Origin of the sequence: Streptomyces sp. NRRL F-5135 (genome assembly GCF_000719775.1) — a bacterium.
GTDB classification, from domain to species: Bacteria; Actinomycetota; Actinomycetes; order Streptomycetales; family Streptomycetaceae; genus Streptomyces; species Streptomyces hebeiensis.
Genome location: NZ_JOHR01000001.1, coordinates 17,563 through 39,493 on the forward strand (window position 1 = coordinate 17,563; position 21,931 = coordinate 39,493).

At 71.0% G+C, this 21,931-nt stretch carries 15 protein-coding genes and 1 pseudogene; 9 read left to right on the forward strand and 7 right to left on the reverse strand.

The genetic code is table 11. From position 1 onward, the window contains the following. Positions 1–69 precede the first annotated feature (69 nt). Complete coding sequence (locus tag IG02_RS0100105) at positions 70–666, reverse strand: TetR/AcrR family transcriptional regulator (RefSeq protein ID WP_030739871.1); 597 nt, start codon at positions 664–666, stop codon at positions 70–72. Between the two features lie 63 nt (positions 667–729). On the opposite strand from IG02_RS0100105, the gene IG02_RS0100110 reads away from it, so the two are divergent. From IG02_RS0100110 to IG02_RS0100120, 3 genes are all read left to right on the forward strand, one after another. After that, positions 730–1,608, forward strand: a complete 879-nt coding sequence (locus tag IG02_RS0100110; RefSeq protein ID WP_234314550.1) for an SDR family oxidoreductase — start codon at positions 730–732, stop codon at positions 1,606–1,608. Positions 1,609–1,664: 56 nt separating this feature from the next. Further along, positions 1,665–2,243 (forward strand): TetR/AcrR family transcriptional regulator, encoded by a 579-nt coding sequence (locus IG02_RS0100115; RefSeq protein ID WP_030739877.1) that lies wholly within the window; start codon positions 1,665–1,667, stop codon positions 2,241–2,243. A 174-nt stretch (positions 2,244–2,417) separates the two neighbouring features. Beyond that, on the forward strand, positions 2,418–3,299 hold the full coding sequence (locus IG02_RS0100120) for an alpha/beta fold hydrolase (protein WP_030739880.1): 882 nt from the start codon (positions 2,418–2,420) through the stop codon (positions 3,297–3,299). Between the two features lie 276 nt (positions 3,300–3,575). Here IG02_RS0100120 and IG02_RS0100125 read toward each other — a convergent pair whose 3' ends face one another. Then, positions 3,576–4,367: an alpha/beta fold hydrolase gene (locus tag IG02_RS0100125; RefSeq protein ID WP_030739882.1), complete on the reverse strand. Its 792-nt coding sequence runs from the start codon at positions 4,365–4,367 to the stop codon at positions 3,576–3,578. Between the two features lie 805 nt (positions 4,368–5,172). On the opposite strand from IG02_RS0100125, the gene IG02_RS0100130 reads away from it, so the two are divergent. Then, complete coding sequence (locus IG02_RS0100130) at positions 5,173–5,805, forward strand: class I SAM-dependent methyltransferase (RefSeq protein ID WP_030739885.1); 633 nt, start codon at positions 5,173–5,175, stop codon at positions 5,803–5,805. A 503-nt stretch (positions 5,806–6,308) separates the two neighbouring features. On the opposite strand, the gene IG02_RS0100140 is transcribed toward IG02_RS0100130, so the two are convergent. After that, positions 6,309–6,971 (reverse strand): M15 family metallopeptidase, encoded by a 663-nt coding sequence (locus IG02_RS0100140; protein WP_030739888.1) that lies wholly within the window; start codon positions 6,969–6,971, stop codon positions 6,309–6,311. Positions 6,972–7,123: 152 nt separating this feature from the next. Here IG02_RS0100140 and IG02_RS0100145 point away from each other — a divergent pair, with 152 nt between their 5' ends. Beyond that, positions 7,124–7,837 carry an SMI1/KNR4 family protein gene (locus IG02_RS0100145; RefSeq protein ID WP_051764202.1) on the forward strand — a complete coding sequence of 238 codons (714 nt, stop codon included), beginning with the start codon at positions 7,124–7,126 and terminating at the stop codon, positions 7,835–7,837. 233 nt (positions 7,838–8,070) lie between these two features. On the opposite strand, the gene IG02_RS0100150 is transcribed toward IG02_RS0100145, so the two are convergent. Continuing rightward, positions 8,071–9,111, reverse strand: a complete 1,041-nt coding sequence (locus IG02_RS0100150) for a vWA domain-containing protein (protein WP_030739894.1) — start codon at positions 9,109–9,111, stop codon at positions 8,071–8,073. Between the two features lie 439 nt (positions 9,112–9,550). Next, positions 9,551–12,157, reverse strand: a complete 2,607-nt coding sequence (gene rph, locus IG02_RS0100155) for a rifamycin-inactivating phosphotransferase (RefSeq protein WP_030739897.1) — start codon at positions 12,155–12,157, stop codon at positions 9,551–9,553. Positions 12,158–12,743: 586 nt separating this feature from the next. Between rph and IG02_RS0100160 the strand changes: the two genes are divergently transcribed. Continuing rightward, a complete protein-coding gene (locus IG02_RS0100160) occupies positions 12,744–13,676 on the forward strand; it encodes a hypothetical protein (RefSeq protein WP_030739900.1) in 933 nt (310 codons plus the stop codon). A 200-nt stretch (positions 13,677–13,876) separates the two neighbouring features. Here IG02_RS0100160 and IG02_RS0100165 read toward each other — a convergent pair whose 3' ends face one another. Continuing rightward, entirely contained in the window at positions 13,877–14,176 is a 300-nt protein-coding gene (locus IG02_RS0100165; protein WP_420707694.1) for a hypothetical protein, read from the reverse strand. A 46-nt stretch (positions 14,177–14,222) separates the two neighbouring features. Between IG02_RS0100165 and IG02_RS38580 the strand changes: the two are divergent. Continuing rightward, positions 14,223–14,594 (forward strand): annotated as a pseudogene (locus IG02_RS38580) (ester cyclase); the annotation flags it as partial. Positions 14,595–14,794: 200 nt separating this feature from the next. Here IG02_RS38580 and IG02_RS0100170 read toward each other — a convergent pair. Continuing rightward, positions 14,795–15,853, reverse strand: a complete 1,059-nt coding sequence (locus tag IG02_RS0100170; RefSeq protein WP_051764203.1) for an NUDIX hydrolase — start codon at positions 15,851–15,853, stop codon at positions 14,795–14,797. Positions 15,854–15,950: 97 nt separating this feature from the next. Between IG02_RS0100170 and IG02_RS0100175 the strand changes: the two genes are divergently transcribed. Then, complete coding sequence (locus IG02_RS0100175; protein WP_030739918.1) at positions 15,951–20,225, forward strand: hypothetical protein; 4,275 nt, start codon at positions 15,951–15,953, stop codon at positions 20,223–20,225. A gap of 66 nt (positions 20,226–20,291) precedes the next feature. Next, on the forward strand, positions 20,292–21,686 hold the full coding sequence (locus IG02_RS37540; RefSeq protein ID WP_051764204.1) for a lipase/acyltransferase domain-containing protein: 1,395 nt from the start codon (positions 20,292–20,294) through the stop codon (positions 21,684–21,686). The last annotated feature ends 245 nt before the right edge of the window (positions 21,687–21,931 follow it).

A 21,931-nucleotide genomic window follows, 5' to 3' on the forward strand; every position in this document is an offset into this window, starting at 1 on the left:
GGGCCGCGGAGCCTTCTTCGACCGGGAGTCCGCCCCGACCAGCCGTACCCCTTCCGCGGACGTCGCCTGTCACCGCAGCCGGTTGAATGCCTGGTCGGCGTCGGCTACGGCCTCGGGGTGGACGTCGTGGGCGGTCCGACCGTCGGCGATCTTCTGCCAGTTGGCCCGGGCGAGCACCCGTTGGACCGCGAGCACCTGGGCGGCTCGCAGGCGTGCCTGGATGCCTTCGCCGAGGGCGTCCGCCAGCGCCTCCTCGTCCTCGAGCTGGTACCGCGTGAGCCGTCCCGCCAGGCTCGGCGTGGTGAACACCAGCCGATGGAACGCCACCACCTCGGGGTGGTCGTTGAGGCCGGTGACGGGGTCGTACCGATCGAGGCCGGCCCGGAAGTGCCGGTGCAGCGCCGTTACCGGCTTGATGCCGGACCCGCGGTCTCGTACGACGCGTGCCGTCTCGCCCTGGTGGTCCGCGAACCGGTGCAGCACAAGGTCTTCTTTGGTGGGGAAGTACCGGAAGAGGGTCGGCTTGGAGATCTCGGCCGCCGCGGCGATGTCGTTGACCGAGACGCGGTCGAAGCCGCGCTCCAGGAACAGCGAGACGGCCGCGTCGCCGATGGCGTCGCGCGTCCGCTCCTTCTTGCGGGCCCGCAGTCCCGTCGGCTCGCTCATCCGCCCACCGTAACATTCATGACCGAGTTGCTTTTTTAACCAGGTAACGTTTTCATGGGCGGCATGAATCGGACAGACATTCCCCCGGTGCTCGTAACCGGGGCGACGGGCCGGGTCGGCCGCGCCGTCATCGACCAACTTCTCGACGCCGGCATGCCGGTCCGCGCCCTCACCCATCGCTCCGAGGCGGCGGCGACGCTGCCGGCGAAGGCCGAGGTCTTCACCGGCGACCTCACCGTGCCCGAGTCGCTCGACCCGGCACTGAACGGCGCCGGTGCGGTCTTCCTCGTCTGGACCGCCCCGCCTCGGACCGCCGCGGCAGTCGTCGAGCGGCTGGCAGCCCACGCGCGGCGGGTCGTCTTCCTCTCCTCCCCGCACCGGACGCCGCACCCCTTCTTCCAGCAGCCCAACCCGATGGCCATGCTGCACGCCGAGATCGAGCGGCTCATCGCGGCCACCGGACTCGAGTCGACGATCATCCGGCCGGGGATGCTCGCGTCGAACTCGCTGGCCTGGTGGGCGCCCGCGATCCGGGCCGGCGAAGTCGTCCGGTGGCCTTACGGTGCCGCCGAGACGGCACCGGTCGATGACCGCGACGTCGCAGCCGTCGCGGCACGGACGCTCCGCCAGGACGGATACACCGGAGGCGACTACGTCCTCACAGGCCCCGAATCGCTGACCCAGGCCACGCAGGTGGACATCATCGGTGACGCTCTGGGGCGCCGGATCGCATTCGAGGAGATGACGCCGGACGAGTTCCGGAGACTGTCGGAGGGTACGGCGCCCAGCTCGGTCGTCGACATGCTGCTCGCCGCGTGGAGCGCGGCGGTCGGACAGCCCGCCCACGTCACCACCGCGGCGGCCGACATCCTCGGCACGGCACCACGAACGTTTCGCCAGTGGGCCGCCGACCACGCCACCGCGTTCGCGGAGGGTTCGTAAACCTCGCCGCAGCGGCTTTTCTTGAGCGAGCGATCCAGATAGGTTACGGTGGAGGAATGGCAAGGACCCGGGAGTTCGACACCGAGGCGGCGGTGGGCCGCGCCATGGAACTGTTCTGGACGCGTGGCTACGAGGCCACCTCGGTGCGCGATCTGACCCAACACCTGGGGATCGGGCAGGGGTCCCTGTACGCCGCGTTCGGCGACAAGGACGGCCTGTACCGGGCCGCGCTGGAGCACTATCGCACCACCCTCGCGGCGGCCGCCCTGCGCAGCCTGGAGGAGGGGACGGACGCCCGCACGGCGATCCGTACGCTGCTGACGGAGCGGATCCGCATCGCCGTCAGGAGCGGCGGCCAAGGCTGCCTGGCCGTCAACGCCGCCTGCGAGCGGCTGCCTCAGGATACGGCGACCCGGCGCACCGTGCGCGACATGCAGGACGCGAGCCGGGACGCGCTGGCCGAGGTGCTACGGGCCGCGACGGAGCGGGGCGAGATCGCGCCGCGGCACGACCCGCACACGGTCGCCGCGTTCCTGGTCACCTTCCTCAACGGGCTGCTGATCTCCTCAAAGATCACACCGGACGCGCCCACCCTCGAACCCCTCGTGGAGATCGCGCTGACCACTCTCGACTGAGGGCCCACCGGCCTCGGCCGGACGTCCTCATGCCCCGAATCTGTAACGCTCGCTAAAGAAAATGAGCCCCCGTCCCGGCCGCGACGACAGCGCCCCCATCAGCGCCGACGGTCCGAGCCGCCTGCCGGCCTCATCGACCCACCGCACCCACCCACGACAGGAGGCAACCACGTCATGATGTACGACCACACCGCAACGCCCCTGCGCACCGGCCGCGCCGCCGTCAACGGAACGAGTCTGCACTACCGGACGGCCGGGTCCGGCCCGGCCGTGGTGCTGCTGCACGGCGTACCCAAGACCGGCTACCACTGGCGTCACCTCGTCCCGAAGCTGACGCCCCACCACACCGTCGTCGTGCCCGACCTGCGCGGTCTCGGCGACTCCGCCCGCCCCGCTGACGGCTACGACTCCGCGACGATGAGCGACGACATCGCCGAGCTGCTGGCCCGCCTCGGACATGAAACCTACGCCGTGATCGGCGAGGACTGGGGAGCGGTGATCGGCTACCAGCTCGCCGCCCGCCACCGCGACCACACCACCGCCCTGGTCTTCGCCGAGGCCCTGTTCCCCGGCTTCGGCTTCGAGGACCACACGGCCCTCACCCCCGAGAACGTCTCCAGTGGCATGCACCTGTGGCACCTGGGCTTCTACTTCCAGCCCGACGTCCCCGAGATGCTGATCGCCGGGCACGAACGCGAACTGATCACTTACATGATCAAGAACGAGCGCAGCCACCCCGACACCGCCACCCCCGACGCGATCGAGGAGTACGTACGCTGCTACTCCATGCCCGGCGGCATCCGCGCGATGCTCGCCGTCTACCGGGCGATGCTCACCGACGCCGGACAGAACCGGCAGGCAGCACGGAAGAAGCTGGACATTCCGGTCCTGGCGCTCGGCGGCTCGGCCTTCATCGGCGAGCGCAACGAGTCCCAGGCACGGCTCGTGGCCCACCACGTCACCGGGCACGTCTTCGACGCGGGCCACGACCTCGCGGAGGAAGTACCCGACGAGATGGCCGACGTCGTCCTGCCGTTCCTGGCAGCGCACCGGTAGTCGACGTCTGTCCGGACCGTTTTCCCGCTCAGCGCCGCGCTCGCGGTGCTCGTGGCGGGCCTGGTGCGGACGGTCCTTTCCCGTACCGCTCCCCCTGCCCCTGTGCCGCTCCGCCGCCAACTGGTCCTGCTCTCCGGCACGCCCGTGCTCCTCGCCGGACGCCGACCGTCACCAAGGCTCCGCACGTGCTCGTACTCATCGCCCTCTCGGTGCTCGGAGCCGCGGCCGGGGCTGGCGGGGTCGTGTGGGCGGTGCGGCGGGCCGCCCGCCGCGTTTCTACGGCTGGTCCGAGGTGGTGGTGAGGAAGTCCAGGACCAGGGGGCCGGCGTGGGTGCGGGCTTCCTCGAAGTAGGCGTGGCGGGTGTCGGGGATCAGGTGGAGTCGGGCGTCGGGGATGCGGTCGGCGAGCAGGGGTGCGTTGGCGGTGGGGTTGAGCAGGTCGTCGGTTCCGTGGAGGACCAGGGTGGGTGCGCTGATGCTGGGCAGGAGGTCCCAGGCGTTGTGCCGGTTGCTGGCTGCGAGGTGGTGGCGACGGGAGTGGGCGGGCATGCGTGGGTCGCCGAGGGTGTGGTGCGGGCCGGGGTGGCCGGCGAGCCAGCGGGGTGTGTACATGAGCTCCAGCAGGGCTTGCCGGGCGGCTCCGGGTTGAGACTGGGCCAGTGCCTTGCGGACGTCGTTGTCGCGTTCGATGCTGTGCGGGCCGCCGGGTGAGGTGCAGCCGAGGACCAGGGCGCTGACTCGGTGCGGGTGGCGGGCGGCGAGTTGCTGGGCCACTCGGCCGCCCATGGACGTGCCGTAGATGTCGGCCCGGTCGATGTCGAGGTCGTCGAGGACGGCGATGACGTCCTGGGCGAACAGTTCGGTGCTGTGGGGGGTGTCGGGCTTGTCGCTGTCGCCGGTGCCGCGGTAGTCGAGGGTGAGGGTGCTGCGGGCGGGGTGGAAGTCGGCTCGGACCGGGTCCCACCAGTGGTGGTTGTTGGCCTGCCCCGCCAGCAGCACGAGTGGCGCTCCGTCGCCTTGGAGCTGGTAGGCGATGCGGGTGCCGTCGGGTGTCGTCGTGTACGTCATCGGCTGGGTTCCTCAACTCCGGTGTGGGTGGGCACGGTACTCCGCTCGGGTCTTGAGCGGTCGTGGACCGCGGAAGGTCACAGGCGTGGCGGGGGGGAAGCCATGGTAATGGGCCTCGGAGACCCCGCTCTGACGCCAGCTGCGAAGCAGCGAGGTGATCACATGCGAAGAGCCAGGCGGGAGCACGCTGAGCGCCTTGGCGAGTTGGGGCACGAGGCGGAAGCGGGCGGTGTGGTACTGGATCGCCATCTTGGTCGCCCGGCACGGGGGCCCGCGGGGGCGGCGCTGGTGGACGTCGGGCAGTCGCGTGCTTCCACGCGCTTGCGGTCGTCGCGCACGGTCCCGGACCGTTTCACGAGGGTTTTCCAGACGTCCAGTCGTTTGCAACAACTCCTGAATCGTGAGCGTCGCAGGTGGACCGACGGGTGGGCGGGTGTTTCCTGAGTGACCGCCTGTGAAACGCGGCGCCACTCGGCGCAGGACTGAACGCACAGCGCCCTGGCGGGCGCTCAGCGGGCCTCGGACGCTCGTCGTGTGTCCGAGGTGGGAGAACGCGAGGCCGGTAAGGGCGTTGCCGGCCATGAGGGCGCCCTCGGCCAGCCCTCGCAGTCGATGGTGGTGGCAGCCTGGGTGAGTGCGGTCGAGTGCGTGTTGCCATGGAGCAGGTCCACTGCCGGTGCCGCGTTCGCGACGATGACAGCGGCTTGTGTTGCATTCCGGACCCGCTGGTGTGACACAGACCACCGCAAAGGTTTTGCTGATGGAAGGTGAGGCCGAGCGCGCCCGCTCTGGCAGGGTCGAGGCCATGCCTTTTGATCACAACGACCACTATCACCGTCTGCTGTTGCGCCAGGTACCGCGGAACTGCGGTGCGGCACTGGATGTGGGATGCGGGACCGGCCGGTTCGCGCGTCGGCTCGCTCACCTGGGCATAGAGGTCGATGCGATCGATCCGTCGGAGGAGGCCATCGCGGAGGCTCGCGCGCTGTCCGGCCGGATGACCGGTGAACAGAGTCCGCGCTTCCAGCACGCGGACGTGACTGAAGTCGAACTTCCCAAGGCGCGCTACGGCTTCATCTCGTGCCTTGCCAGCATTCACCACATGCCGTTCGACACCGTCGCCGCATTGCGTGACGCGCTTGCGCCCGGCGGGGTCCTCGTGATCTTGGGGTGCTATCCGGAGAAGACCTGGCTCGACTGGGCTTGGAGCCTGGCAGCCGTGCCCGTCAACGCGATCGCCAGACTGACTGTCGCCGTGGGGGGCAAACTCCGCTCTGTCTCTGCTGTGAACCGTCGGGAAGGGGTGAAGGCACCGGTGAGACCGCCGGCCGTCCCCCTCGCCGAGATCCGCCGGGAAGCCGCGGTGCTGCTGCCCGGAAGCAACATCCGCAGGCTCCTCTTCTGGCGCTATCTGCTCGTCTTTCGCAACCACGGCTGACGGGACCACGTGGTGTTTCCCCTCCGCTCCGCCCCGCATCGACTGCAGGGGCCCGATCATCGTGGGTCCACCGAGCGGGAAGGCGGCTGACTCGGTTTGTCCCTGCCCCGGCTTGACGGAGCCGACGATCTCCTCGTGCTGTGCGGCCGGCCGGGCCAGGGCCTGACTGCGGAAGTCGCTGAGCTCTTCGACTGTCCCTTCCCACCGGGAAGGCCGTTCCCGGGCTTCGGGTTCTCTGCCTTCAGCCGCGTCTGGCGCTGACCGCCAACGACCGCACCAAGTCGGCTGAGCTCGGTCACATGCCGCCAAGTAGCTGTGAAGCCTTGACGAGCGCGGTGCCACTCAGCTGCTCGGCCGCATGAGCCTGGGCCAGAGCGATCCGAGCCGCGTCGGTCTCCGGAGCGAAACGGTCGTCGGGCCGGTGGTACTCCGCTGCAGACACCTCGGCACGGGTCGGCACCGGTGCGGCAAGCGTGTCGGGAAGACACGCAATCACCACCCGCTCATACCGAATGCAGATCCCTGGGCCCGTAGTGGGCGGCATACGCTCCTGTCATCACGGCCCAGTAACGGTCTCCGAATGACCAGTGCCACCACTCTGTGGGGTAGTTGACCAGGCCGGCGGCGGTAAGTGCCGTACTCAGGATTTCCCGATTGGAGCGGGCCTGGCCGCTGATGTTGTCGGCCTGCGTGTAACAGGCGCCCGCGCTCTCCTCAGGAGTCGCGTTCATGCGGGTGCCCATGTCGAGTTCACGGCCGTCTGCGTCTGCGAGCGTCACGTCAACCGCCGCGCCGGCGCTGTGAGGTGCGATCTCAGGCGGGGACACGTAGCGGCTGGCTGCCGAGCGGATCTGCTCAACGGACCAGCCCGGGTGATCGGCCCGCAGTTGATCTCCGTATTCGTCGAAGTAGTGACGTTGCAGGGACGGCGGGCGATACCCCTCGACGAACAACAACCGAATCCCCTGGGGCAACTGCGTCTGGGCCTTGAGGACGCGGTCGAGGACTCCTTCCCGCAAGTAGACGAAGGCCCCGGCAGAGTCCTGCCGCTTCCGCTCGTCGACCAGCAGAGGGCTGTTGCGTCGCACGTCGACGAGCCGTTCGTCACACTCCTGAACGGGCACGGCTGCAACCCTTGAGTCGGACATCAAGACGATCTCAGTCATGACCCGATCATCTCGTGGCCGCGAGCTCCCATGGTTCTCTTTCTCTCACTCGCAGTGCGTCCCAGAGCGGCATGCACCAAACGCTGGTGAGCGTAGGCGTTCTACTGTATTGGGCGCCGTCCTGCATCCGACCAGCGGAGGAGCACCAGGCTGTGAACGTCGACATCCTCGCGCACGTACGCGACGCCGCCTCCCAGTTGGGGGCCGGTGTCCCCTACGCCTTGAAGGTCCTGGCCGGCCAGTTGACCGAGGACCCGGACATGGGTCGAGCTTCCGGCCTGCACGGCATCCTCACCGTAATGGTCGATGGAGACGTGTTTGAAGACTGCCCCGCCCTGGCCGTCGGCTACATCCACGAGCCCGACCGGATCGAGATCCGGTACGTGAACCCGGTTCCTTCTGCTGAGCCCGTCCCGGACGCCCAGGACCAGGGTCGGCCTGCCGACCCTGTCGCCGAGGCGGTCACCGGGCGGGAGGTCGCCGACGCCTGGCAGCGCATCATCCGCTGGCTCCAACACCACGCCCCCGACTCCCACGCTGCGCTCCGGGCCGACGCGAACCTCGCCGCGGTCGCCGCGCTGGAACACCGCCTCGGCGTCCGGATACCTGTCGGCCTGCGCGCCCTTTGGTTACTGACCGCAGGCGATGCCGGGGTCGGCGGCGGGGGATTCCTACCCAGCAACGAGGCCCTGATGACTCTGGACGAGGTAGCCGCCTTCCACCGGCAGCAGGTGGACTCCCAGGCCCACGAGGACACTCTCAACGCCCGCCGCCCCGAACACGCCCGGATCATCGTGTGGAAGGCGGCTTGGATTCCGGTGGTCGCCCTCGGTCCGGCCGACCGCACCTCCGGGCTGTACGGCTGAGCTTCCATGCAGCGGCCACTGTGAGTGATGGATGAGCGTCTCGGGTGACCGACACCTCTCCCCCGACGGCGATCCGGCCCGCGCCGCGATCCTTGCCGCAAGGGGCGGGCAGTTCCACTGAGACGGCGACCGCCGCCCCGGGGCGGCGGTCGCGGGCAGGGCGCGCGGTCGCGGTGCCGAGAGCTTGCTCACGCCGCCCGCGAGGCGCGTGTCGGTCAAGGCTTTCCGGGGCGTCAGCGCATGAGCAGTAGCCGCGTGTTGGTCACGAGCTTGCGGTTCACGCTGGTGCTCTGCACGAAGATCGTGAAGTCGTCGTTGTGGTCCGGCTTGACGCGAACTTCCACGTCCGGCAGGCCGAGCAGGGCTCGGGCCTCGGGCCCCGTGTACACCCGGTCCGTCTTCTTCTCCAGAACGGCGATCTGCTTCCGCGCCTGGATCTTCTCCGACTTACTCAGCTGGTAGAACGCACCGCCGGTACGGTAGGTGTGCCCGGATTCGATGACCCAGTCCCGGATCGCCGCGTCGCGCGCCACCGGGATCAGCTGGTATTCCGCAGGATTCACCGGGGTGAGGCCGGCCGCCTCGATGGTGTCCTTGTTGACCGCCTCCGCACCCATGGTGAACACCGCCCGCGAGCCCCGGATGCCGCGGGTGCGGCCCACCATGAATTTCTCGGTGGCCTGCTGGATGACCAGGCCCGCCTCCTCCAGCCCCTGTGTGCTCGTGGCGTCCCAGATGGCGATGTTGTCCTTCGGGAAACCGCACTGCATGGCCTCGCGCTTGCCCATCTGGTCCGGCACGAGGACAGCCAGCGTCCAGTTGGCCTCCTGTGTCTCGATCATCTCGGCCACGGCATCGACCAGTTCACGGGGATTCCTGGCAGGGGCGTCCGGGCAGCGATGACTGGCGTTCTCCTGCCCGTCCGTGAGGACGAACGTCAGGAAGCTGTGGTCGCCGTACAGTTGGGCTGTCTGCGCGAGCTCCCGCTGTGACTTCAGTGCGGCCGCCAGCAGAGCCGTCATTCCACCGACGCGATACAGCTGCTTGAGCGACGGCATCCGCAGCACATCCTTGTCGTAGATGACGCACTCCACCTGGTCTGCGAAGACGTACACCGTGACGCGGGTTTCCTGGTCCAGTTCCCTGGACCGGCGGGCAAGATAGGCGATCTGCTGGTCGGCGACTTCGACGACCTTCCGGCTCAGATGCGACATCGACGAACTGGCATCCAGCACAAGGGCAACATGATTGATGTAGTTCTGGTTTCCGGACATGACGGCTCCCCCTCTTTCTTTCCGACTCGATGCTCCTACCGTCTCACCCACCACTGACAATCGGTCGCGGCTCCCGGGCCGGCTGAAGAGTCCACCCGACCAGGGGCGCCGCCGGGGCGCGGCACGGGGCCCCGGGCAGCGTGGCCTCCGCGTGCACTGGTGTGTCCGGCAGGCTCGTCGGCCAGCCGGTCGAGGGTGGCGTCGCGCACGCGGCACGGCCCGTGCCCACCTGCCCTCCGGGGACTGGCCGTACCACTTTTTCCGGGCGTGGCGAGCACGGACCTGCTGGAGTTCGATCCGGTCGGCCGTTCACAACCCTGTGGGGATCACGCCATCTCCGGTGCTCGCCCGGACGGCACGGCCGCCTGCCGGAGCGCCCGGCCGGGCCGGGCCCGGCATCGCGACGGAAGCCTCGGACGGGGCTCATCGATGTGGTCGGTCACGGCAGGATCTCGACGTACCCGTCGGTTCCGTGCACGCGGATCCGCTGCCCGTCCCGGATCAGCCGGGTGGCCCGATCCACGCCCACGACGGCCGGCAAGCCGTACTCCCGGGCGATCACCGCGCCATGGGTCATCAGGCCGCCCACCTCCGTCACCAGGCCCGCGATACCGACGAACAGGGGGGTCCAGCTGGGGTCCGTGTAGGCCGTGACCAGGATGTCGCCCGCCTCGAGACCGGCCTCCGCCAGGTCAAGGATGACGCGGGCCCTTCCCTCGATGGTCCCGGCGGAAACCGGCAGGCCGATCAGGGCACCGGCCGGCACGTCGTCGCGCCGGTAGGCCCCGGTGACGGCCTCACCGTCCGATGTGAGCACCCGGGGCGGTGTGAGCGCGTGGTACGACCGGAACTCTTCCTTGCGCCGCTGGATGAGCCGGTCATCCGCCTGGTTCGAGCGCACGACGTCGTGGAGCTCCTGGAACGTGAGGTAGAAGATGTCCTCCTTCTCAGGAAGCACATTGGCCCTCACCAGGCGCTCGGCCTCCTCCAGCAAGGCCTGTTTGTAGACGAAGTAGCGGCTGATGATGCCGTACTTCGGGTACTCCCGGTACCCGATGAAGGTGCGGACCCGGTCGATCATCCGCTTGGCCTCGTCGGCCTTCCGGCCGCCGTCCGGCAGGGCCCGCAAGCGTGACAGCACGTCCTGTTCCTTCTTCCGCGCCTTCTGCCGTCCTTGCTCGAAGCGCCGCTCGGCGGCGCCCGACTGGAAGTTCCTGACGTTGTCGAGGATCAAGGGCACCAGCGTGGTGGGGCGCTCGCGCCAACGCGGCCTGGTGATGTCGATCTCGCCCACGCAGCGCATGCCGTACCGGTCGAGGTAGGCCACTATGGCGTCGCGCGCTTCGGTCCCGCCGGCGAGCTTCGCCAGCTCGTCCAGGAAGGCCGCGTCCTCGGTGTACTCGACGCCCCGCAGGAACGCCACCACCTCCGGCCGCGGGCGGATCACGTCCGCGACGTCGAGCAGCGCCAGTCCCATCTCCGAGGTGACGTTGTCGGGGGCGGACAGCGTGAGCGTGTCAGCCGCGTTCTTCTCGCCCAGCCACTCGTGCAGCTTGTCGTTGAGCCACCACGTGGCCTCCATCCCCGCCATGATCACCTGAAGGCTCAGCGGATCGCCGAGGACTCGCTTGTGCTGCTCGAAGGCCTCCAGCAGGAATTCGAACAGCGCCGGTCCGGTCTTCGTCCGGATGTCGCGCTCCAGGGCGGCGACGGACATCTGGCTGCGCTCGATCAGCTCGGCGACGATGGCCGGATCAGTCTCGATCGGGGCGGACCCGCCGCCGGCCGGCGGCCCGCCGGGAACCGCGTCCGGGAGCGACGGGACGAAGTCGCCGCGGTCGAGGACGGTCTCCAGCGCGTCCCTGATCAGCGGATCGCCTCTCCCCATGACGTCCAGGAGGCCGGCGCGGCTCGCGGGCGAGGCCAGGCGCCGGGTGACGTCGACGAACAGCCTCCCGCCGGCCTGGTGCATCGGCGCCATCGCCGTCAGCTGCCACACGGAGAGCCCCAGGGGCTTCATGGGGTCGGTCATCATCTGACCATGGCCGACGGAGACGTAGACGTGATTCTCCTGGTCGCCGGTCTCGGGAATGGGGAACAGCGTTGTGATCGGTCGGCTCTGGACGATCTGGAAGCCGTCATCGGCCAGGCACCATTCGATGTCCTGCGGACGGCCGAAGTGCGCTTCGATCCGCCGCCCGAGCCGCACGAGCCGCACGACCTGCGCATCCGTCAGCGCCGGCTGCTCCTGCTGCCGCGGGTCGATCGCCATGTCCCGCGTACCGCCGGCCGGCAGGGCGTGAACGGCACGCTGTTTGGCGGCGATCGTCTTGGCGACGACTTCACCGTTCCGCACTGTGAAGACGTCCGGGTTCACCAGGCCGGAGACCAGGGCCTCGCCGAGGCCGAAGCCGGCGTCCACGGTGGCGACCTTCCGGTTGCCCGTGACGGGGTCGGCCGTGAACAGAACGCCTGCCGCGTGCGGGAAAACCATCTGCTGCACGACCACGGCCATGTGAACCCTACGGTGGTCGATACCGTTCCTCCGGCGGTAGGTCACGGCCCGTTCGGTGAACAGCGAGGCCCAGCACCGGCTGACGTGCTGGAGGACGGCTGTCGGCCCCACGACGTTCAGATACGTGTCCTGCTGGCCGGCGAAGGAGGCCGTCGGCAGGTCCTCCGCCGTCGCGCTGGACCGGACGGCACAGGCGACTTGCTCACCGAGCCCTGCGAGCGCGCGAGTGATCGCCGCCACGAGATCGCCCGGAATGGCGATCCCCTCGATGGTCCGACGGATCCGCGCGCTGAGCGCCCGGATCGCCTCCCCGTCGTCCGGGTGCAAGCGCGACAACTGATCGAGCTGACCGTCGATCGACGGCGCTTGCGCCATGACCCGCCGGAAAGCATCCGTCGTCACACAAAAGCCACCCGGAACGCGGATCCCCTCGATCCGCGACAGCCCGCCCAGGTGCGCGCCCTTGCCGCCAACGAGCGCGACCTGTGTCTCGTCGACCTCTTGAAGATCCAGCACATACCGCTCCGTCATCGCGATGCCCCCGAGGCAGCCGTGATCCCTCGCACCGCGGTGGCCGATCGAATCACCGGCGCCTCCCGCTCTGCCGAACCTCTTGTCGAGCACGTCCTCATCCCTGACCGCCCTCCCTCTGGCGAGTCGGCCGACCACCCCGCCCAGCCGGACGGCGCGCGTCCCCGCCCCTCGTCCGCCCCGAGCACCCACACCCGCACGGCCGGCCCCGCCTCTGGCCCGACCTCACCGCGTCCTCCACACCTCAACAACAACACACGCACCTCGCGCCCCCCGTTTCCGCGGACAGTGACACCGGCCGACGATTCTGCGCCGTGACCCGGGTCTTGCGGCAAGCCCCCCAGTGCGCTATACATTAAAAGTGGCAAGGAGAGGGAGATCCTCCTTGCCTTTTTCTCTTTGCCGTCCGGTCGCGCTCGCCACCGCACTCGCCGCTCGCCAACGGGGCGGGCAGCTAAAGGAGTTGCCGAAGGTCAGTGATCAACACACCTTCCGTGGGCTCCGCCTCAGCCGAATCCGGCTTTGCCGCGCCGTTCCTTCTCCGGCCGGGACAGTGGACCCTGGTCGGTGGGGAGGTGGTCGCCTCATGGTCCACGATGGACAGCGGCTCTTGGTGATCAGCGTGCCGAAGGTGACGTTCTACCCCGAGCCACTGGGGCGGACGGGGTGCTCGTACCACCCCGTCAGTCGCTCGGGCACGGGCATGCTCGGCTGGACTGCCGTCCGGGGCACCCGGGCCGAGAAGGACGAGTGGCAGGCGGCCGCGGACCAGTTCTCCGCCGCGATCCAGGAGGCGCAGGACGCCTACCAGGCGGTCGTCCGCGGGAGGGGCCGCCACCTGCCGGGCGCGAGGCGCCGCAAAGAGCGGGCGGCGGAGCGGTTCCGCGAGGCGGCGGCGGTCGCCGAGGAGCACTACGCGCCGGTCCGCGCGGAGATCGGGCGCCGACTGGCCGCCGAGGCGGAGCGGGCGCGCCGGGAACGGGAGGAGCACGAGCGCCGCTGGGCTGCCGAACGGGCCGAGCAGGAGGAGCGACGGCGGGTCGCCCTGGCCCGCGCGGCCCGCTGCCACGACCTGGCGCGGCGGAAGGTGTGGAGTTGGGCGGTCGTCGGGGGCGGGGAGCGGGGTGGGACGGAGATCCTGGTGCACCGGCTTGACGTAGGTACCGGGCAGCCCATGCCGGCCTCCTCGCGGCGGTCCGCGCTACCGCTGTCGGCGGGCTCCCTGGAGCAGGAGCTGCACGGGCTCCGGGACGAGTTGGGCCTGACGGACGTCCGCTGGGAGCGGGCGGCGAGGGAGCTTGTGGTGGCGGAGTGCTCGACTCCGGACGACCCCGTGCCGTTCGAGGACTGGTGGGCCACCGTCACCGTGCGCCACTGGCCCTCCTCCCGGCAGGTGCCGCCGCCCCCGCCTCCCCCCGCCGGCCCGGGCCGTGCGTACGGCTTCTCCGGCAGCGACTACGGAGGCATGGGAGGAGACCACGGCGGCGGTGGGTACGGCGGAGGCTTCGGCGGCTACTGAGCCCCGGTCAGCCAAAGCGGCAACGGTCGCTGCGCCTGACCAGCACCGGTCCGCGCGCAATCTCCCCCGCCGCGCGGGAGTTGCGCGGGCGCGGGGCTGCCGGCCGGGGAAAACGCCCATGAGCCGGGCTCACGAGCGGTTGACGGTGTGAGTGGCGGCCGCCCTCCAGGGGTGACCGAGGGACGCGGGCCGGGCGGGTCTCAGGAGAGTGGCCAGTTACGCAGGGCGGCGTCGGCCATCTCCTGGAGTTCATCGCGGCGGACACCGCTCGCGGCCTGTACGGCGATGCCGTAGGCGAAGGTGGTGACGTAGCGGGCCAGTAGCCCCGGATCGGTCTGCGGAGGCAGGTCGCCGTCGTCGACGGCTCGCTGGAACCGCTCTCGGACGAGGCAGTAGCCGTTGTCGCGCCAGTCGACGGCGGCCTGAACCAGATCTGAGGGGCCGGAACCACCCGTGGCCGGCACGGCGAGGCCGTGGAGGGCGGCGGATCCCGTCAACATCCGGTCGCAGCCCCGAGCGGGAGCTGCCCCACAGAAGGGTCACCCCATGTCCGACAGTGATCTGCGCGCGTTCTACCTGCGCTACATCGAGGCGCTCAACGCCCACGAGTTCGACGGCATGGACGAGTTCATCAACGAACGGACCACCCTGAACGGTGAGCCGGCCACCCGGGACGATCTCATCGCCGTTCAGAAGCGTGACGTGGACGCGGTTCCGGACCTCCGCTGGGAGCTCAAGCAACTCCTCTTCGACGGTGACCGTCTGGCCGCGCGTCTGGTCAACACGGGTACTCCGGTGAAGGAATGGCTCGGTGTGGCTCCCACCGGCGCCTCGTTCGAGATCGACGAGTACGCCATCTATCAGGTCCGCGACGGGGGGTTCGCGCATATGACCGCGCTGCACGACGCCGGCGAGCTTCTCCGGCAGCTGACCGGCCGACTTCCCGGAAAGGACGCCGGAGGAGAGTGCCGGGGTCGTCGTGCGTCTCGCGACTCTCGACGCGCCCTGGTAACCGTGGAGGAACAGTCGAGGGGGGCCCGGGCGGGCTGCCCCCCGACACAGGCGATCACGCCAGGCGGCCGCTGTGCGCGGCTCCGTGCCTTGCGAGGACGCCCGCCCTACTCGTCCCCGACGACCAGGCCGGCCACGGCCCGGCCGATGGCCCGCTCCACCGCCAGCCTGCCCTTCCCGGCGTCCCCATGGCGCCGCGTCATCAGCCGGACCAGCGCGTGCTGGAAAAGAGCCGGGCCGCATGCCGTCCAGTGGTCCCGGACGTCGGGGCTCAGCATGAAGGCCAGGACGTCATCGGGCTCGGCCGGGACGAAGCGGAACTCGCTGTGCTCCCACTTGTCGTCGATGCCCCTGCTCCAGCGGTCCCGCAGACCGTCCTCGTCCAGATCCGGCAGCACGGCCAGGAAGAACGCCGCCCACTGGTGCCGTTCCGTGTCCATCGCGAACGAGAGCAGCTCCAGCTCGCAGGCATCGTCCTCGTGCACGGCCAGTTCCTCGCGAAGGGCCCGCCGGGCCGCTCCGAACAGGTCCGGAACCCCGTCCTTGAGGTCGTGCCGCCCGGACAGCCCCTCGTTCGCCGAGGAATTCCACTGCCCCGCGTTGCCGCCCACGGTCGCGCTGCGCCGGGAGAACAGCATCCGGTTGTCCCGGCCGGTGACGACGGCCACGTTGGCGCCGAAGCTCGCGGAGAGGAAGCCATTGACCAGGACGGGGTTCTGCCCTTCCAGGTAGTGCTCCCGCAGCGTCAGTCCGGCGCTCTCGCCCTCCTCGAACGGCCGGTCCAACTGCTGGGAGGCCAGGAAGGTGAAGTAGTCCGTCGGCGAGAACCTGATCTCCACGATCGGGACCTCCAGTTCGTCGCTGCGCGTGACCGCGATGGTCTCCACCGCGAACCGTGGGTGGTTCCAGCGCCGGTCGCGGCCCGCCACCGCTCGGGTGCGCTGCTCGTCCTCGATCTCCTGCCGCCAGCGCCGCACGTCCTCCGGCACGTACACGGGCTCGTCGGCGTCGTAGTAGATTCTCAGGTTCCGCTCGGAGATGGGCCGTGTGCCGTCCCCTTCGTAGACGTAGCAGCTCGTGCGCAGTGGCCCGATTCGAAAGTGCTCACGGTCGTTCAGCATGGCCCCGCCCCCGTCCTCGTCCCCGTCAATGCCGTTGTCCGGCATGACAGTTGCACAGCACGGTGACAGGCGGCAACATCTCCGTTCCACGGTGTGGTGAGGGGGCATGGGCATGGGTGGGCAGCATGGCGAGGCTCTTGCCGTGTCCCTGAGTACGTACGACCACCATCCCCGTCACGACCTGCCCGGTGCCGATCGTCACGCCGAGGAGTTCCGGCGGCTGGCCCGTCGGCTGGGATTCCTCGCCGACACTCCGCCCGTGACCGGGACGAAGGACGACGTACTCCGGTCCCTGCGCCGATTCGCGGCCTCACCGGCCCGGCGCAAGCTCGTCTACTGGATCGGCCACGGCGTCCGGGTGGGACGGAACACGACGGTCCTCCCGTGCCGGGACTACAGTGCCGACGGACGCGACGGTTTCGTCTTCACCGACGAACTGGCGGACCTGGTCAGGCGGATGAGCGGTGACGTCCTGCTGGTCCTCGACACCTGCCATGCCTCCTTCGTGGCGCACGACGTCCACACGCGCGTCGTGGACAGCGAGGACGACCACTTCGGTCCACGGCCCCTGGCGAAGGGATCGGCCGACTTCCGCGGCGTGGGTGTGCTCGGTACGGTGCGCGGCGACGAGCCCGCGCAACTCGGGGCGTGGCCGACCGCCTTCCGGGCGGTGTGCGACGATCCCCGCTTCGAGTTCCGGGAGCGGCTGCTGTGGACCCCGTACGCCCAGGCGCTGCACGCCGCCGAGGTCCTCGAAGCCGTCAACAGCGTCCTCGCCGACGACAGCGTCTACCCGCAGTTCCACGGCGGCAGCCGTCTGCTGGGGCTGTTCGTCAACCCCTACTACGACGCGACGGCCCGCCCGCTGTCGGCCGCCGCGCCCTCACGGCGCCGGGAACTGCTCGACGCGCGCGTGCAGGAGCTGCTGAAGAGCCGCTTCACGGGGCTGCTGCTGGAGGACGACACCGCGTTCTTCACCGGCCGGAGGTACTGTCTGGCCCGGCTCGTCGAGTGGCTCGCCGCGCCGGACCGCAACGGCGCACTGATCGTCACGGGCGGCCCGGGCAGCGGCAAGTCGGCCCTGCTCGCCCAGCTGGCCCTGATGACCGTCAGCCGCACCCCGCAGTCCGAGCAACTCTCGCCGGCGGTCCGGGGGGCTCTGCTGTACGCCATCGACACGGGCATCCAGTGTCGCGGCCGCGGTGCCCTGGAGTGCGCGCGCGAGCTGGCCGACGGCCTGCGGGTCGAGGAGCCCCCGGGCGGCTGGCCGGACCTGCGGGCGGTGGTGGACGCCCTGCTCGCCGCCTGCCGGGCCGCCGCCTCCGTCGCGTTCCTCGTCGACGGACTCGACGAGGCCGACCGCGGCCAGTTGGACGCGCTCATCGCCGATGTCCTGGTCCCGCTGGCGCAGGAGCCCAACGTCCGGGTCCTCATCGGCACCAGACCGCTCGACGGCGGAACCGGCCCGCTCCTGGACACCGCCACCACGCTGGACCTCGACGCGGCTCCGGACCGGGACTCCGACATCGCCGACTACGTCCGCGCCCGGCTCAGTGGCCCCACGAGCCCCTACCACGACGCCGGCGAGACGCTCACCGCGGTCTGTCAGGATCTGGTGCGCCGCAGTCGGGGCACCTTCCTGGTGGCCAAGCTGCACTGCTCCGCGCTGCTGCGCCTGGACAGGCGGGTGGGTCCCGAGGACGAGGAGTTCCGCCGCACCCTGGCCTCGGGGCTGGGGGACGCCCTGGACCACGAGATCCGGGCGCTGGACGGTGCCGCGCCGGGTGCCGGGCCCGGCTCCGGCTGGGCCCTCGGGCTGCTGCTCCCCCTCGCGCTGTCCTTCGGCGCGGGACTGCCCGAGGACGACGGGATCTGGCTCGCCGCGGCCCGGGCCCTGGCGGCGGCGCGTGGGGACGACCGCGTCTACGAGGAACATGACGTGATCGCCGTCCGGCGGGCCGGCGGCGCGCATATCGTGGCCCACGGTGAAGGCGGCCAGCCCGTCTTCCGGCTCAACCACGAGACCCTCGCCGGTCACGTCCTGCGCTCCTCCGGGCTGACGGACCGGGCCGCCCACGACGCGATGTCGCGGGTGCTCGGGCGCGTCCACGACAAGCTGCACCGAGGGCGCCCCGCCACCAATCCGTACATCGCCCGGTACGCGGCGGCCCACGCCGCCCGCGCCGGCCGGCCGGCCGAACTGCTCCACGACGCCGATCTGCTGGTCCGGCTGGATCCCGAGCGGCTCGTGGCCCAGTTGGAGCAGTCCGACGCCCTCTCGGACGAGGCACAGCTGTACCGGTCCGTGGCGGAGGACCTGATCCGGTGCTCGCCCGACGAGCGCGCCGCCTTGTTGCAGGCGGCGGCTCTCCGGCAGCAGCCGGAGCTCCGGTCCTGGGCCCGCTCGGCGGCGCGGCTGTTCTGGGAGGACCTGTGGACCACCGCCGAGCGCTCGGCTCCGGAGCGCAGCCTCGGCGTGCCGTTCGGCGACGTCCTCGCCGTCTCGGCCGGCCCTGACGGTGCTCTCCTCGCCGCGGGGGAGCGCCTCTGGCGGTGGAACGACGCCCACGGCCGGCCCGACCTCGTGCGCGGGTATCTGCCGGCCACCGCCGACGGCGCCCCCGTCCGGCTCATGGCGCTGGCCACTCCCCCGCGGGTCCGCGAGGTGGAGGCCGTGGCGGCGGACGCCGAACGCGTGCTGGTCTGGTCGCGGAGCGACCCCGGGCGCGTGCATCCGCTCGGCTGGGGAGCGCCCGTCAGCGCGGTCGCGCTGGGGCCGGCGGGCGGCACGGAGTTCATCGTGGCCGGCTCCGGGCCGTACGCGGCGGTCTGGGAGTGGCGGGACGGCCGTCCCCGGCACCGGGGGTTCTGGCCGGGCGGTGTGGGGCAGGTCCACGCCGTGGCCGTGACGACCGCCGGGCGGGCGTCCCTCCTGCTGGTGGGCGGCGAACGGGGCGTGGCCGTACTGGATCCCCGGACCGGTGGACGTGTCGGCCGGTTCGCCGCCGAGGCCGGCCGCGTCGAGTGCCTGGATGCCGCGTCCGGCGACGGCTGTTGCTGGGTGGCCGCCGTCGGTACCACCAGCCCGCAGATCCGCGTGTGGCTGTTGCGTGACGCCGGGGGCGGCGACGACGGCACGGACGGCCCGCGTGAGACCGGTGGCCCGCGTGCGGAACCGGTGCTCGGCGCCCGGCTGCGGCACCCGGCCGGGGCGACGGTCGCCCTCGACGGCGGTGCCGGGGCGGCCGGACCGCTGCTGCTGGCGGTGGACGGCGGGCGGGTTCGTCAGTGGTCCGTCGGGGACGGGCGCGAACTGGGCGCGCTGACAGGGCACCGGTCACGTCCCACCTCGGTCACCGTGCTGCGCGACGGCACCCGTCGGGTGGCCGTCGCCGATGGCCGGCGGGTGCGCCTGTGGGAGCGCGGGCCTTCGGCGGATCCGCCGAGCACCGGCCGCGCGGGACTTCCCGCGGCAGGCATGGAGCACGCGGGAGCCCTTGTGTGCACCGCCCCGGGGCAGGGCGCGGTCGCCCTCGGCGCGGGACGGGCGGTGCGGGTGTGGGATCTCACGGGGCGGGTGCTCCACGACGGGGCGGAACTCGCCGCGTACACGTCCCTGGATCTGCGGGCCGACGCCGTCGGCGCGGTGTGGTGGGCGGTCGGCGGGCAGAGCTCCGCGGACGGCCCGGTGGTCGTCGTCCGCCGGCTGGGGGGCCACCGGGCGACCGCGCTGCGCGTGGCTCCCGGTGAGGACGGAGCGGTGGTGGCCGTGGCGCTGGCGGCACGGAACGACGTCCGGGTGTTCGCCGCCGACGACCGCTACGTCCGGTGCTGGGACGTGCGCACCACCGAGGCGCTGCCGCCCCTGCACGTCCCCAACGACATGGTGCGGCACCTCGCCTATGTCGAGTCGCCCGCCGGCCGCCCGTTCCTGCTCGCCGGCACCGGCGACTCGGTCTGGCTCTGGGACGAGGGCCGGGCGGGCTCCCCTCTGCATCTGAGGGTGCCGGACAAGGCGCCGGTCCGGGCGCTCGCCGGTACCCACGACCACCGGGGCGGCCGTCATGTCGCCGTGGCGGCCGACACCGGCGTCTACGTCACCCGCCTGCCGGGCGGTGGGCCGCCGCCGGGCACCGCCCTCGCGCTGCGTCCGCTGAGCACCACGGTGACGCGGGTCCGGTCCCTGGTGTGCCGGAGCCTGCCGGGCGACCGCGTCGTGGTGATGGCCGCCGACGGCTCGCGCGTGCTGCACGTGTGGGAGGTGGGCGAGGACCACCGCTCCCTGACCGTGCCGGACCGCGGTTTCGCGGTCTTCGGCGTGCTGGCGCAGGCCGAGCCGGACGGCCGGGGGCTGCTCACGGCCTCGGTCGGCCTGGAACGCATGGACCTGCTGCGGGTGTCGCCGCCGGGCGCGTGACGGGCGTTCCCCCGCCCGGTGAGCTGTCAGTCAGCCGTTCGAGTCGGAGTGAAGGAGAGTCAGCACGTGGCGCACGACCTCGTGGTGTTCGTTCCCGGAGTGATGGGCAGTGTCCTGCGGGACACGGAAGGCAACGACGTGTGGAACCTGTCGCCGCGGGTCGGCGGCCGGCTGGTCCTCGGCATGGAGCGCTTCTTCGAGCGGCTGACCCTGCGCGAGGGGCTGGTCGACGAGGCACCGGACGGTCCGCACGCGCTGAAACCGACCGCGCTGCTGCGGGAACCGCGCATCTATCCGGGCCTGCTGCCGCACGTGGCCTACCGTGGTCTCGCCCGGCACCTGAAGGAGCTGGACGAGGGCCGCGTCGCCGTCTTCCCCTACGACTGGCGGCTGTCGAACCGGCACTCGGCGCGCCTGCTGAAGGTCTTCGTGGAACGCGAGCTGGGACAGTGGCGCGAACGGCGGCGGGCGGCGGGCGACGCGGAGGAGCCCCGCGTGGTGTTCGTCTGCCACTCCATGGGCGGTCTCCTCACGCGCTACTACGTGGAGGTGCTGGGCGGTCGGGAGATCACCCGCTCGCTGGTCACCGTCGGTACGCCGTTCGCCGGTTCGGTGAAGGCCGTGCGCATCCTCAGCGGCACCCTGGCCGGCCGCAAACTGCCGGGTGTGGGAGAGAGGTTGCGTGAAACCCTGGTGGGGGCCGCGCGCACGATGCCGGCCGTCCATCAGCTCCTGCCCACCTACCAGTGCGTCACGGCGCACCCCGACGGCACGCGCCTGGACTCCGTGTCCGTTCCGGACCTCGACAGCGCCTGGATCGCCGACGCGTTCGCCTTCCGCCGCGAGCTGGACACGGCGGTGCGCACCAACACGGCCGAGGACCTGCTCGCCGGCCGGGCCGCCCCGTACCGGGTCTTCGCCTCCGGCGGCAAGGGCGAGCCGACCGACGTCACGTTCAGCCTGTCGGCCGGGGCCGTCGCCTACGCGGACACCCTGGGCGGCGGCGACCGCTGGCAGGGTGACGGCACGGTGCCCTGCGTCTCCGCCACCCCGCCGGAGTGGGATGACGCGGCCCGCGTCGACTGGTTCCGGCTGGGCCACACGGCCCTGCCCAACGACGGTCTGCTCCACCGCCAGCTCCGCGACCGCTACGAAGCGTTGGACCACCGTCCCTACCAGGTCCTCGGCACCGGATTCGGGATCGACGTGCCCGAGGCGGTGGGCGCGGGCACCCCGGTTCCGGTGACCGCGGTGTCCGAGGACCCGGATCTGTTGCTGGAAGCCCGGCTGGTCGCCCCGGACGGCGGCAAGCCCGTGGAGCGCCGAAGGCTGCGCCCCGACGGGGACGGTGGCTACCACGCCACCCTCTCGCCGCCGCCCGGGGTATGGATGGTGGAAGCGGCGGCGGTGCGTGCCACCGGGATCCCCGTGCAGCGCGAGGCAGTGCTGGTCCTGGACTGAACTCGGCCGACGTCTCCGTTTCCTCGGCGCCCGGGGCGGTCGCGCGGCCGGCCGAGGGCGGGTCGATCAGGGGCCATCGGCCCACCGTGCCCTGCGGGTGCGCCTGGTCGCATGGGTGTCCGGGCGCACGGCACGTACGGAAGATCACAGCGTGCCGGCGGCCGGCCCGTGGGAGAACCCCTTCGAAACAGCCCCGCCAACCCTCTTGACGGCAGCTCCACGAGGGCCCAGAGTGCTCGTTAATG

What these genes read in the sequence shown, in the direction of transcription:
- IG02_RS0100105 (WP_030739871.1), bottom strand. Translation starts at nt 666, where the DNA reads ATGAGCGAGCCGACGGGACTGCGGGCCCGCAAGAAGGAGCGGACGCGC.
- IG02_RS0100130 (WP_030739885.1), top strand. Translation starts at nt 5,173, where the DNA reads ATGCCTTTTGATCACAACGACCACTATCACCGTCTGCTGTTGCGCCAG.
- IG02_RS0100165 (WP_420707694.1), bottom strand. Translation starts at nt 14,176, where the DNA reads ATGTTGACGGGATCCGCCGCCCTCCACGGCCTCGCCGTGCCGGCCACG.
- rph (WP_030739897.1), bottom strand. Translation starts at nt 12,157, where the DNA reads ATGACGGAGCGGTATGTGCTGGATCTTCAAGAGGTCGACGAGACACAG.
- IG02_RS0100125 (WP_030739882.1), bottom strand. Translation starts at nt 4,367, where the DNA reads ATGACGTACACGACGACACCCGACGGCACCCGCATCGCCTACCAGCTC.
- IG02_RS0100120 (WP_030739880.1), top strand. Translation starts at nt 2,418, where the DNA reads ATGATGTACGACCACACCGCAACGCCCCTGCGCACCGGCCGCGCCGCC.
- IG02_RS0100160 (WP_030739900.1), top strand. Translation starts at nt 12,744, where the DNA reads ATGGTCCACGATGGACAGCGGCTCTTGGTGATCAGCGTGCCGAAGGTG.
- IG02_RS0100140 (WP_030739888.1), bottom strand. Translation starts at nt 6,971, where the DNA reads ATGACTGAGATCGTCTTGATGTCCGACTCAAGGGTTGCAGCCGTGCCC.
- IG02_RS0100115 (WP_030739877.1), top strand. Translation starts at nt 1,665, where the DNA reads ATGGCAAGGACCCGGGAGTTCGACACCGAGGCGGCGGTGGGCCGCGCC.
- IG02_RS0100110 (WP_234314550.1), top strand. Translation starts at nt 730, where the DNA reads ATGAATCGGACAGACATTCCCCCGGTGCTCGTAACCGGGGCGACGGGC.
- IG02_RS0100150 (WP_030739894.1), bottom strand. Translation starts at nt 9,111, where the DNA reads ATGTCCGGAAACCAGAACTACATCAATCATGTTGCCCTTGTGCTGGAT.
- IG02_RS0100170 (WP_051764203.1), bottom strand. Translation starts at nt 15,853, where the DNA reads ATGCCGGACAACGGCATTGACGGGGACGAGGACGGGGGCGGGGCCATG.